Source organism: Lapidilactobacillus wuchangensis, assembly GCF_003946645.1.
GTDB classification, from domain to species: domain Bacteria; phylum Bacillota; class Bacilli; order Lactobacillales; family Lactobacillaceae; genus Lapidilactobacillus; species Lapidilactobacillus wuchangensis.
Genome location: NZ_RHOU01000013.1, coordinates 46,739 through 59,238, shown reverse-complemented (window position 1 = coordinate 59,238; position 12,500 = coordinate 46,739). Strand labels below are relative to the sequence as shown.

10 protein-coding genes are annotated in these 12,500 nt (G+C 41.5%); 5 read left to right on the top strand and 5 right to left on the bottom strand.

Annotated features, from left to right (window positions below; translation table 11 throughout):
- Window positions 1-611: 611 nt before the first annotated feature.
- From EKM82_RS09680 to EKM82_RS09660, 5 genes are all read left to right on the top strand, one after another.
- Window positions 612-1,880 (top strand): M20/M25/M40 family metallo-hydrolase, encoded by a 1,269-nt coding sequence (locus EKM82_RS09680; RefSeq protein WP_125768631.1) that lies wholly within the window; start codon window positions 612-614, stop codon window positions 1,878-1,880.
- Window positions 1,877-2,677, top strand: a complete 801-nt coding sequence (locus tag EKM82_RS09675) for a DUF3100 domain-containing protein (RefSeq protein ID WP_125768627.1) — start codon at window positions 1,877-1,879, stop codon at window positions 2,675-2,677. The genes EKM82_RS09680 and EKM82_RS09675 overlap by 4 nt, the downstream gene beginning before the upstream one ends.
- On the top strand, window positions 2,677-3,165 hold the full coding sequence (locus EKM82_RS09670) for a hypothetical protein (protein ID WP_125768625.1): 489 nt from the start codon (window positions 2,677-2,679) through the stop codon (window positions 3,163-3,165). The genes EKM82_RS09675 and EKM82_RS09670 overlap by 1 nt, the downstream gene beginning before the upstream one ends.
- A 733-nt stretch (window positions 3,166-3,898) precedes the next feature.
- Window positions 3,899-4,402, top strand: a complete 504-nt coding sequence (locus tag EKM82_RS09665) for a transcription repressor NadR (protein ID WP_125768622.1) — start codon at window positions 3,899-3,901, stop codon at window positions 4,400-4,402.
- Between the two features lie 62 nt (window positions 4,403-4,464).
- Window positions 4,465-5,712: an MFS transporter gene (locus EKM82_RS09660; protein ID WP_125768619.1), complete on the top strand. Its 1,248-nt coding sequence runs from the start codon at window positions 4,465-4,467 to the stop codon at window positions 5,710-5,712.
- Window positions 5,713-5,931: 219 nt separating this feature from the next.
- On the opposite strand, the gene EKM82_RS09655 is transcribed toward EKM82_RS09660, so the two are convergent.
- From EKM82_RS09655 to EKM82_RS09640, 5 genes are all read right to left on the bottom strand, one after another.
- A complete protein-coding gene (locus EKM82_RS09655; RefSeq protein WP_125768616.1) occupies window positions 5,932-6,825 on the bottom strand; it encodes a WxL domain-containing protein in 894 nt (297 codons plus the stop codon).
- 97 nt (window positions 6,826-6,922) lie between these two features.
- Window positions 6,923-7,078 (bottom strand): hypothetical protein, encoded by a 156-nt coding sequence (locus EKM82_RS11615; protein WP_164508224.1) that lies wholly within the window; start codon window positions 7,076-7,078, stop codon window positions 6,923-6,925.
- Window positions 7,062-8,138, bottom strand: coding sequence for a DUF916 domain-containing protein (locus EKM82_RS09650; protein WP_125768613.1), 1,077 nt, complete (start codon window positions 8,136-8,138; stop codon window positions 7,062-7,064). Before EKM82_RS09650 ends, EKM82_RS11615 begins: the two co-directional genes overlap by 17 nt.
- Window positions 8,084-9,148 (bottom strand): DUF916 and DUF3324 domain-containing protein, encoded by a 1,065-nt coding sequence (locus EKM82_RS09645; RefSeq protein WP_225419716.1) that lies wholly within the window; start codon window positions 9,146-9,148, stop codon window positions 8,084-8,086. The genes EKM82_RS09650 and EKM82_RS09645 overlap by 55 nt, the downstream gene beginning before the upstream one ends.
- 3 nt (window positions 9,149-9,151) lie before the next feature.
- Window positions 9,152-12,004, bottom strand: a complete 2,853-nt coding sequence (locus EKM82_RS09640; protein ID WP_164508223.1) for a lectin-like domain-containing protein — start codon at window positions 12,002-12,004, stop codon at window positions 9,152-9,154.
- Window positions 12,005-12,500 lie beyond the last annotated feature (496 nt).

Genomic DNA, 12,500 nt, shown 5'->3' with positions numbered 1-12,500 from the left:
GTCTTATTGTAAGTGCTAAAGCACTAACAATAATTTGGCGGCTGACGACAAGATCCCTCCATTCCGTCTGGAGTTGAAGTGATGCACTTCAGCTTTGTTAGTGGTTAAGGCAATTGTAGTGGAACAGCTCAACTTGATTTGAATTGTTATCGCAACTGAATAGTAATGCCAAAAAACCTGTTCGACAGAATTTCTGGTTTCATCACAGAAAGCTTGTCAAACAGGTCTATTAATTTATTGCAATCTGTTTTTCTAAATAGCGGTAATCAATTCTGTTAGTTTACACAGGTGGTTGCTGGGCGATTGGCGTCAGCTGTGAAATTATTCTTAGCGATTTATCGCTTAGAATAAGCCTCGTATTTGAGATTGTTGCGCTAGCAATAAGCTCAAATCGATGGCCACAGCGTTCCACGCCCTCTAAATCGCCCAGCAACCACCTTCCCAAATTAGGAAGGTCTTGGCACCATTCTTATTCCAGCAATTCAGTTTTAAAAAAACCGAACTTTCAAAAATTTTCTATAAAAATAGTTCGTAGCACCTCTTGAGCAGCCACTAGTCAGTTGTTAAACTAGCGATTATCAATTAAATCTACTGCGAAAGGATGTTATCATTTGAGTCATTTTCATGAGTACTATTCACGGGCCCAAGCAATCGCCCAGACAATTTTTACCCATCCTGAGCTTGGTTACAAAGAAGTTGCCACTTCCAAGCTGGTGGAACGCGAGATTCAAAGATTAGATCCGACGCTAGAGATTCAGCATTTTGCGAAAACTGGTTTGAAAATCACTTTTAACCAGGGCAAAAGTAAAACTTTAGCCTTTGTCGCTGAACTAGACGCTGTTTATCAACCGCATCATCAAGATGCCGACCCGCAAAGTGGTGCCGCCCATGCTTGTGGCCACTTCACTCAGACCACTGTTGCTTTGAGTCTGATCAACGAGCTGGTTAACGGCAAGCAGTTGGCGCAATTTGCCACCAATCTGAGTTTTATTTTTGTTCCCGCTGAGGAATATGTTGACCTGCCTTATCGCCAACAGCTGCGGGCAAAAGGCGCTGTCAGTTATTTCGGCGGTAAACCAGAAGCTATGAAGTTAGGCGTCTTCAACGACATTGATTTCGTCGTTTGCATTCATGCCATTGGCGAAGAATTCACTAAACGGACCATCGAGTTAAACTGCGACTTGGCCGGTTTTAACTTCAAATACTATACCTTCAAAGGCCGGGCTGCTCATGCTGGTTTTGACCCCTTCTCTGGCGTTAATGCTTATAGCATGTCTACTTTGTTCAACAGTGCCGTGGGTTTAATGCGCCAGCAAGTCAAGGACACGGAATTGATTCGCTTTAATCCGGTGATTATTGACAGCGATATGAGTATTAATGTGATTCCTGACCAACTTAAGTTAGGGACTGACATTCGTTATTTAAATGCTGATTATGCCACCACGATTATGCAGCGTCTCGATCATGCCGCTCAAGGTGCCGCTTTGGCCCTTGGTGGTGAAGTGGCTGTGGAAACTGAAGTCGGTTACCTACCTTTCATCCAAAATCGCGACATGAACGCTATCGTTAAGCCGGTTTATGACGCTAATGACAAAATTGAAGCGATCATCACGGATCGTGGTGCGATTGCCGCTGCTGGTGATATTGGTGATTTAGGTTTCATGATGCCCGCTATTCAAATCAGTCATGGTGGTTTTACCGGGACAATTCATGGCCCAGATTTTCGACTGATTGATCCAGAATTCGTGCTGGAGATTTTGCCTGAATTTATCTTCGACAGCATGTTAGCTATTTCCCAGCAACAAGCAGAAATTAACTTCTTTAAACGCTCATATTCAGAATACACGGCCGCTTTGGCCAAAATGGAGGTTGAACAATGAAAAAAATCATCGCCTTAATTGGCTTAGTTTTGTTTATTGATTTAATTGCCGAATTAATCGGTATGCAAGTCATCATGCTCGGTGCCATCAAAATTTCGATCCTACCTTTAGTTTTCGCCGTTTTAATCGGTATTCTCTTATCGCTGATTCCCCTAGCACCAATTAAAAAATTATATTCGCCAGAAATTGTTAAATTTGCCGGGAAATACATGATTTTCATTATGTTGCCGTTAATGGCGCGTTACGGTGCCAACGTGGCACCAAAAATCAACGAAATTCTCTCGATCGGTTGGGTCTTCTTGATTCACGAATTAGGTAACTTAGGTACAATTCTGTTCGGCTTACCAGTCGCTTTATTGCTCGGCATGCGTCGCGAAGCAATTGGGGCTACACTTGGTTTGGGACGTGAAGGCGAACTTGCCTACATCACTGAGAAATATACTTTGGATTCTCCTGAAGGTCGCGGTGTGTTAGGCATTTACTTAATTGGGACGATTTTTGGCTCGATTGTTTTCAGTATTTTAGCGCCATTATTATTAGCGCTTGGCTTCGATTATCGCGCAATTGCCATGAGTTCTGGTGTTGGTTCTGCCAGCATGATGACCGCTGCTTCCAGCGCCTTAGCTGCTCTTCATCCCCAAAACAGCGACACGATCATTTCCTATGCCGCTGCTAGTCAATTATTAACCAGTTTCATCGGTACTTATATCATGTATTTCTTGGCAGTGCCGTTGCAACGCAAGATCTACAATACATTTACTCGCCGTTTAGATGCCAACAAGGAGGTCGCTGATTAATGACTACTACTGTTAAAAATACCATTCAAGCCGCTAGCGTTTTAGCACTGTCCGTGGCCTTCACCCTATTTGTTCAAGCCATTAAATTGGTGAAAAATCCCCATAGCACCCCAATCACTCACGACACTTTAATCGGTTTAGGCGCTTTATGGGCCTTCTCCTTAATCGGCGTATTGATCAGTTTCGCTATGAAAAAGACCCCTTGGAAAATTCTTCAAGAATTTCCAATGTTAGGCTGGGTGTCGATTGTTTCATTAGCCTTCTGCTTAATCAGCCCCTTCTTCGTAAAAGTAATCAGTGCCGTGGATTTCTTATCTTTAACAACTACCGTGCTAGCCTTCGCAGGTATTTCTGTTGCTAACGATTTAGGCGCACTCCGCAAATTGTCTTGGAAAATCTTCATCGTGGCAATTGTCGTTTTCTTCGGCATGTATTTCATGGACACCGTCGTTTCACAAATCGCCTTATTACTTTCAGGCAAAATGTAAACCACTGCCTAGGAATATTGCTTTAAGTTAAGATTTTGAAACAGAATTGAGTCTGACTCTGCTCCGGTTATGAGTTATGGACGTGGTATCCACCTACCCATCCCATTTAAGTCTCTACTCTGTAACAGATTAAACGCATTGATTTAGGCGATAACATCCGGCGAGTACAGACGGCAATCCCACAACTGCTGCTCTGAATGCTACCCCTCATAACGTGTACAAACTTAACTCCAGACGGCGTGGAGGGATCTTGGCGTCAGCCGCCAAATTATCGTTGGTGCTTTAGCACTTACGATAAGACCTGTATTGAAGACTTTTGAAAAAAGGCTTCAATCAGTGTCGGCCGCGTTCCACGCCAAGCAGCCCGGAACAGAGTCAGACGCCGTTTTGTTTCACACCACTGTAATCGTGATTGTAATGGACTCAAGTTGAATTATAAGGGAAATTACATCACGCTCATTAAAAGCCTACCTGACAATCTCTGGTTCTATCCAGAAAAAACTGCCAGGTAGGCTTTGTTAGTTACCTCGATCATGTTCTAAATTGTGTGGGTCAATTCCGACAGTTGGCATTGATTGTTGTGAGTCCAATTAGGTCTTAGTTGTGATTTGTCTTTTTCAGTAGAATTGTTAGAATTATTAATAATGAAGCGTCAGTCATGTCATTAAACGTCATGAGCACGTTTAACTTTTAACATCATATTTAGTTATTCTATTGAAGGAGTCTGACCATTATGGTTAACAATCCGCGCCGTTTAGCAATTCAAAGCACTTTGCAAAATGCCGATGCACCGATCACCGCCTCTGTTTTGGCCCAGAAATTCCAAGTTAGTCGCCAAACCATTGTTGGCGATATTGCACTACTGCGTGCTGCTGGCGAGGCAATTGTCCCCTCACCTCAGGGTTACAAATATCTTAAGACCCCAGCGCAAACGATGAAGGTTGTTTGTCGCCACTTTCCTAATGACGCTCACGCTGAAATGGCCTTAATTATTGCCCATGGTGGCCTGATCAAGGATGTGGAAATTGAACATCCCCTTTATGGTTTCTTAAAAGGCGAGCTCAATATTGATACTAACCAGGATATTGCGCTTTTTGAAGAAAAGCTGAGCCAACAACAAGGCCATCTGCTCTCTGAATTAACCAATGGCGTCCACACGCATACAATTTCTGCGGCTAGTCAAAAGCAATTGGCCGAAATTAAAAATGCCCTGAAACAAGCTGGTTATTTATATTAGCCTCTATGTCTTGACACCTATTTATTTTTAGCTTGCTATGTGCTATTTAACCAGATATAATAATGTTTATTGTCTGTCTTGACACCATTATATTTGGAGCGATTATTTTGCAGAAAACTACTTCAAGTTACCATAAATTATTGATTTCCACTGGATTCGCCTGGCTGTTTGACGCGATGGACGTGGGTATGCTCTCTTTCGTCATTACCGCTGTCGCCAAAGAATGGCAGCTGACCAGTGCCCAATCAGGTTTAATTGGCAGTATTGGTTCGTTAGGTATGGCGGTGGGCGCGATTGTTCTCGGGACTTTGGCCGATCGTTACAGCCGTCAAAATATTCTGATCATCAGTTTGCTGATTTTTTCAATTTTTAACGGTCTTTCAGCGCTAGTTTCCAGTTACATCCCCTTCTTAGTTTTCCGCTTTATTGTTGGCTTTGGCCTTGGCGGTGAATTGCCAGTCGCCTCCACAATTGTTTCGGAAAACGCACCTGAGGCTGTTCGTGGCCGAACAGTGGTGCTGTTAGAAAGTTTCTGGGCTGGCGGTTGGTTAGTTGCCGCGCTGATTTCATATTTATTGATTCCCCGTTATGGCTGGCAAGTGGCCGTCGTTGCCACTTCACTGGCGGCCATTTACGCCTTATTTTTACGGTCCTCGCTAAAACGCCACGCCGTCGAACCCGTCAAAACTAGCCCGAAGAAATTAAGCTTTAAGGCGCGCTTGGCCGAACTTTTCAGCACTGATCATCGCCAAGCCACGATTATGTTGTGGCTGGTTTGGTTCTTGGTTGTGTTCTCTTACTATGGCATGTTTCTGTGGTTACCAAGTGTGCTCGTGATTCGCGGCTATACCATTGTCCAAAGTTTCGGCTACGTCTTGGTCATGACACTAGCCCAACTTCCGGGATATTTCGTGGCTGCCTGGCTGATTGAAAAATGGGGTCGAAAACCAACGTTAGTTCTCTTCCTCTGTGGCACTGCCATCGCAGCAATTGTCTTCGGTTGGTCCCACTCGCTTGCCATGTTAATTATTTCTGGCATGGCCTTATCATTCTTCAATCTCGGCGCTTGGGGCGCGTTGTACGCCTACTCGCCCGAACAATACCCCGCCATCGTTCGCGGTACTGGCACCGGCATGGCTGCAGGAATTGGTCGTGTTGGCGGAATTGTCGGCCCACTATTAGTTGGCTTCTTGCTGGAAATCAAAGTGGCAATTCCCGTCATCTTTATTATTTTCTTCCTCGCAATTCTTTGTGCTGCCGCTGCCGTCCATTTCTTTGGCGTTGAGACCAAACAGACAACTAAATCTTAACGATTAGGTCATTAGGATTTCACTTAACAGGTTCTCTTCGGTAGCAATTACTTTCTCGAACTAGTCCACAACACGCCATTACGAATTTTCGGTACAATAAAAGGTCCAACACTCCTCAAGGGAATGTTGAACCTTTTTAATTTCAAATTCTATCTCAAACTCAACTTGTCTTCTCAGTACCTCACTCTGAGCAAACGATGACGCCTGTGCTTTAATAGCTTAGTTTAAACCTGTAGCCAAAGTCCAAGTTAATGTTGTTTCGTAAGTACCATTTTGTGCAGCAAATGTACTTGGCATTACTAAACGAATATCATTCTTGTTCCAACCAAAAACGTTGGCACCAGCACCTTCAGTTTTATCTGCACTTGCAACGACATGTTTTGAATCAGTAGCGCTTAGATTCATTGCAATTGTTTTAGTGATTGCAGCCACGTCCTTATCATCAGAGCCAACAACATAGCCATCATCTTGGGTCTCGTTCGTCAAACCGTAAACTTCATGGGTACGACCATAAGCTGTATTAGCCATTGAAAGAACTGCCTCAGTAGTTGTTGCTGTTGGTTTACCAGCATCATTAAGTAAAGCTAAAGGACCATCAGCTTTGACTGATAATTCCCAGCTACCAGCTTCTTCGTTAGTCTTGCCAGTTGTGTCTAAAGCAGATTCGGCAGCAGTCCGTGAATCCTGCTTATCAACAACTGTTGCCCAAGTCTTACCAGTAACATCTGCTAACTTAGCATCACTTGAGTTTAAGATTGCAGTTAAGTTGGTTGAACCACCTAAATAACTTGGGTAACGATCATTATCTTTAACACCAACGTTTTCACCGGATGCGTTAAAGATTGGGTGAGCAGCATCGAATAATTCGTGGTTACCAAAGTCTAAAATATTAGGTACTTGTTGTAACCGCAAGTAACCAGTGTTCCCAGTTGGATCAGTTTGACCAAATGAAATTCCGGCAGTGGTTTGACCGTTTTGTGGTAATGCTTGTCCCCCGTTGACTTCAGCATTGCCTTCAACTGTTGCTGCCTGAACTGCAGGCGCACCAAAGGCTAATGAGCCGATAATTGTTGCACTAGCTAATAACATACCTGTAATTTTTGTAAATTTCATGGATATTTCCTCCCAATTTTTGTGCGCTAGGCGCGTTTTTTTATTCTGCATGAGGTTTTGCAGTAATAAACCCAATAAGTTGAAACCGAGCTGTGAATTAATTCATGGTAAATGTGACCCAAGAATTTAAATTCTGGAATGTTTTAACAGTCATAAAAATTGTTAATCCAAATGCGACCGTTAAAATAATCGTGGTAATAATCATGATCCACTTCATCCGTGGATAGCCAAAGCGATTAATCAAACGTTTCATTCGTAAGACTTCCCTTCTGTTTTCTTTTTCGTGTTTTTCGATAAATGAATAGATTAATGAACCCAACAATTATTAGTGTCATGATTGCTAAAAGCCAATGCCATTGTTGTTGAAGGTGCTGGTATTCACTGGACGTCAGCATTTGAACCTTACCATGACGATCAATCTTTAAATAACGCTGCGTCTGTTGACGATAGCGACTATTCTTAATGACAAATTTCATGCGGTATATACCAGGCGTTAATTTTTGACCAGGAAAATCAAATGCTAATTTAAAGCGACTATTGGGCGCGATTTTTAACTTTTCTTTTGTTTGTTTAAATGTCAAAAAACGCAATTGCTGATGTTGTAGTGTAAGTTCAGTTTGCACTGACTTTAGCAATACTGGATCTGGATTACGTAAGACTAGTTGAAGACGTGGCTGTCTTAAACGGACTTGTTGCGTTGATTGTTTTATTTGAATTTGCTGTAATTGCTTAACTTGTCGTCCCGTCAACAAAACACCTAACAAATATTCAATCTGATTATTGACGGCCGCTTGCGAATCACCTTGACTGGTTATCCTCAAGGCCATTGCCTTTGTTCCCCGAAACAATTGATCTTGAGCAGCCACTTTCAGTCTTAAATCGCGAGTCTGATGCGGTGCTAATACTAACGTCCGTGGATACTCGACTAATTGTGAACCTGGTACCTTTAAATCTTGTTGATTGATCTGACCAGCATTTACGTAGGCAATCTGTCCTTGATCGGTCGTCATCGCATTCAACAAACGAACTGTTAAAGTTAGTTCTTCAGCACTAGGGTTATAAACCTTAACCACCAAATCGCGTGACTGCTTGGGCGCTAATTTAACTGAGAAATAACCTTGACCAGGTTGTACCAAATTGTCACTCGGCAGTTCAGGCCGAATCATAAAATTGGTCGTTGCAGCTACCGCTGTGCCAGAATGTGCAAAACAAACCAGCAATAATCCTAGCACGGCAATGATGAACAACCGAAATTTCTTTAATGTGGTCGAACTGCTAATAACCAAATCAAGCCGCCCAGAGCAATCGTCCATAATAATCCCACTCCAATCATTGGTACAACCCACTTATTCTTAGGTTTCTTGGCAGCCTTCTGGTTCAGATCACTGGCTTCTTTCTCAGCTACTTTAAACTGTTTCGTAAATGTCCAAGTCATTGGGAAACGATTGGCATAATTCTGACCGGTAAACTTCACTTTAATCTTGTAAACTCCTGGTTTCATCGCATCATAATTCCAAGAAATCGGTAATTTCAGTGTTGAATTAGGTGCTACCATGAAATTATTGGCTTGAAAAGTTCGACCCGAATCTCGCTCGCCTTGACGAATAATCTCCGCAGATACACTAGCTTTGCGAAAAGCCATTGGTGCAGGATTTTGTAATTCGATCCCCATGGCCGGATGCTTGTTGTACAGAAATGGTGCAGTTTTAACATAGCGCATGCTGGCAGTTGTTTCGTCGTATTGGCGACCTCTTAAAGCAATCCCAATCGAATACGCATAATTAGCCTTAACCGCAGTTGCTTGCTTAGCATCCTTCTTAACTCGTTGAATGAAATGCCAATCACCGTAAATCATCCCTTGATGAAGTTGTTTAGGCATTTTAATGGTGGTTGTCACTACTTTGGCCTCTTTAGGCCCAAGATTAATAACTTTATCTTGTTCAGTTAAGGTTGCTAAATCAGTTAATGGTACTTTTAAGGTATTGTCTAATTTAGTACCTGTTGGTGCAAAATCAATCCCACCACCGTTTTGCGTGTAGGCATTGCGAATATCACTTTCAACTTTAATCGTCTTACTCGTAAAATTCTGAATTCGTAACTGAATCGTCTGTTCTTGCTCGGGCTGCATTTCCAAATCAAAGAAATTAGCTGACATGTTTACTTGATTATCTGGCAAAATCGGCTGCACTTCATAATCATTCTGATCCTCATTATCAGCTGCAGCAACGGCAAATCGCGGTGCGAAGCCAATTGCTAATCCTAAGAGTAGCAAAATCATTATTTTGAATTTATTCCATTGTTTCATGACTTTCCGACCCTTCATTAATTATGGCAACATTGATGCGGTCCAGGTTAATTTGGTTTGGTAACGGCCTTTCAGCCGAACAGTTTTTCTTGGTACTTTCAGTCCGACACTAATACCACCGTTACTTTGGTCACCAAAATCAATTCGCCAATTACGAGTAAGCAACGAATTAGCCTTTGTGACTGGCTCACTGTCCGAAATTGCCGTCGCTGTTAAAATCGATAAATCTTCTGCACCAGCAACCAAACTAAAATCATCTTTAAGTTCAAACTGGTAGTCAGCAAGGCTTGTTATACTACGAGAATTTTGGCTGTGAATACTCATATTCTTAAACCACAATTCAGCATCAGCTAATTTGCTACCATCAAGCTCATTTTCAAATTGCTTTTCTTCACGCACGCTTAGCTGCCAAGAATCAAGACCAATACGATCAGTGACGTTCAAACCAAATGGTAATGTTTGCTTAGTCAAATTACTCATCTCACCGATTAAATAATTTCGGTCAAGTTGATTAGTAGAAAATTCCCCAAACTCAATTGTTTCATCAGGGTTCAACTCAAACATCTTCTGATCAAAAACATAGGTCATAGTTTGTGGCTGATCAGTAAAAATCGGATCAGGTGGCGTTTGTGGATCATAAGTATCTAACGTTTCAACTGGCGGAAGAGACTCATCCATCGTTACCCCCCAAATATATCGTTCCGGGTAACTACCTGGTAAATTTGATCCGGGGTTAAGCTCCGATAAGCGTTTTCCTAAGGGACCTTCATAAGTTGCTGTTGTCAATATTTGACCTGTTGCTCGATCATAATCACGAACGGTTATTTTTCCTGGTTTCTGGTTAGCAAATACTAATTGACCAGCGACTACTTTCAACAGACCGTCCGTGGTTGTATCTTCCCAACTCGACTGGTCCTCCTGACGAATCCCTAAAATTCCGGCAGCTTGATTCCAGCGAATTTGATACTTGCTATCATTCAAACTGTAGCCATTAGGTGCCTGAATTTCTTGTAAATTCAAAACCCGTTCACCAGCATCACTAGGTTCAAAAGTCGTTAAACCATCAGCACCAGTCACTGATAATTCTTGCGTGACAGAACCAGATGCATTATCAGTAATTTCGAATTTCGCACCAGCTAACGTTTTTTGCTCATCTTTAGCATCAATCTTCTTGATTGTTAGCAAATTAGTTGTCGGCAAATTAATCAAGACCTGATTAGATGTCACAGTTTTATTACTGCCATTATCGCTAACCGTTGCTTGATTAGGAATTGACTCTTGACTACTTGGTGAGGTCACAACTTTAGCTTGAAGTCTGACACTAAAACGCTGACCACTGCTAATATCGTAGGGGAAACGAATCTGATTGCCATTAATAAAATCGGCATCGTCAACCGTTTCATATTTCCAACCAGTATCATCATTGGCTATTTCCAAAGAACCGCGTTGATAAGTTAAATCTGAATCCAAATCATCGTGAATGATTCCTGAAGAAATACCGGTTAAGTTAGTATAGTCAAGCTGATACGAGACTGTATCACCAGCCTTACCTTTTGTTTCACTGTCATAATCAGTATTGGTTGTCAGATTACGAACTTGTTTGATCAACGCATACTTTTCTGGCGGATCTCGTTTAATATATTGATAAGTGACAACGTAGCCGTTCGTTGCTGAAAACGTGCCTTGATCTTTTTGATCAGGTGTATTGGCCGTATAAATCTGATTATATTGATACCAAACACCATCTTTTTTGATCCATTCGGGGCGATAATCAGCACCATTCCAAGCCTCGTCAATTTCACCATTCAGTATTACTGGGTCTTGCAGCGCCACACCGTTACTATCTTGAAAGTGTAGTTCTACTGGCTTGGCATTTTGTGGTAATTTCATGATTGCGGCCGCTTGGAAGGTCATTGATGGTCCAGTAGCACCAGTGTACCCATACAAAACATGATCTGAACTAAAATAATCAAGGACATTATCAATCTTAAAAGTATTAGCCGTAATTGTATGATTAGGATTACCTTCTAGTGAATAGAACAACTCACCACCAAGAATTCGTTTACCATTGGTGTAGCGTACTTCTGGAGTCCAGCTAACCGTGAAATTCTTCCAATAGCCTTCTTTCCCTCCCGAAACGGCCGAATTTGATAGTAATTCTGGTAAAATATTAAATTGCAAATGTCCGACTTCAGCCGATTTAGTACTTTTTAAAGGTGTATCTCCTGGACGAACAACCGCAATGTGGCCGTTAGGGTTGTATGGCATATTTATATCGAATTGATCATCTGCAACACCGCTATTATTGAAATAGCTATCCATTTCAATCGAAAGTGCGTTACGGATATAATTCTTAATCATCTTCCCTTGTCCGTTGGTTGACCATGGATATGCACCTAAACCACCAGCAGGAGATCCAAAGGCACTCGACCCAAGTGGATCATTTTGTAAGGTAAAGGTCATGCCATCAGCATCACTATCGTTATAAGTTGATCCACCATTAGGTAGATTTTTATTTCCAAAAAAATGAGCCGTTTTGTAGGTAAATCCGGCATTCAAGTCGATTTTTTGCTTCGACCAAATTCCTCCCAACTGCCATGGATCCTTTTTAGGTGGACCTTTGGTAATTACTACTGCCTGTGGATAAGCAGTACTAAACCTAGAAGTTACCGGCGCATTGGGAACACTAGCTTTACTTAGCTCAAAATAATCTTTCATAGTTAAACCTTCAGAACCAGCAGGAGGGGCAACCGGGAACCCGTCATCTGCTACAGCATTAACAAAATTCAGCTGTAAACCACTGATACAGCTAAGCAGAATGGTTAGCGCCAATAAACTATTAATGATTTTTCTTAGTAGCTTTTTATGACGCATAACCATCCCCCCTTCAAATCTTGTGAACAGAAAAAATCCAACCAACCTAGTCTAGCAATTCAGCACTGGGTTGATTGGATTAATTTGTGATAACTGGCTACTCAACTTTTTTTGAAACTAGTCAAGACTGCCTGTTTAAACGATTTTTTGTACACACAAAAAACAAATAGTAAAATTTTGTGTACAAAAAAACGATCTGTAAAATAATTAATTTCCCCAAATTAATTATGCACAAATTAACTTCCGTTCCCCATTTGAACGCTTTTGTTATTTATCAATAAGTACCATATCATATCAATAATGCGTTTTCAAGCATTGTTACCTGCTTATCATAAATTCAATTTTGACGATTATAAAATTCATTTATTATATTACTTTTTATAATCAATCTAACGTTTTTTTGGCACATTGTTCTAGGCTTCACTAGTAGCGTATACATTCTATCCTAAATTTGACAGCCAACAAGTTGACGACTATTGTGCTACGGCAATTACAA